This is a genomic window from Streptomyces sp. NRRL S-495, from assembly GCF_000966955.1.
In the GTDB taxonomy this organism is placed as follows: domain Bacteria; phylum Actinomycetota; class Actinomycetes; order Streptomycetales; family Streptomycetaceae; genus Kitasatospora; species Kitasatospora purpeofusca.
Window position 1 is genome coordinate 1 of record NZ_JZWY01000987.1, and the last position, 519, is coordinate 519.

Consider the following 519-nt stretch of genomic DNA (forward strand, 5'->3'; position numbering starts at 1 on the left):
TCCCCAGAGCGATGCGGCCGACCCGGCGCCGTGTCCCGGCCGGGTCCGCGCCGGACTCGCCGAGGGCGGCGAACACCGCGCCCGTCACCGCCGGGTCGGGGCGGCGCGGCGCGGCTGCCCCGTCGACGGACCGCCGCGCGGGGAGCACACCCAGTCGGGTCGGGTCGTCCCCGGCCGCGAGGACGGCACCGACGATCGCGCCGGCGGAGGTGCCCACGATCAGATCGGCCTCACCCAGATCCACCCCGGCGCCGCGCAGACCGGCGGCCAGCCCGGCCGTCCAGGCGACGCCCAGGCGGCCGCCGGGGCCCAGGACCAACGCGCGGTCGAGGTCGTGAAATTGCTCGGTTCCCATGACGGCTCCCCCGTTGCCGAAACACCTTCCGCCGCATCCTCGCACGGCGCCCCACCGGCCCACCGGCCCGGGGCACGGCGGGCGCCGACTGCGGTCGGGCGCGCCGCTCCGCTGCGATCGGCGGACGCGGCCGAGGAGACCTGGGTCCGCACCGGACAGCCGGC

The 519-nt window shown here is 79.2% G+C and carries 1 pseudogene; it reads right to left on the reverse strand.

The window, feature by feature from the left end:
• Window positions 1–355, reverse strand: a pseudogene (locus VR45_RS37485) (patatin-like phospholipase family protein); the annotation flags it as partial.
• Window positions 356–519: the final 164 nt, after the last annotated feature.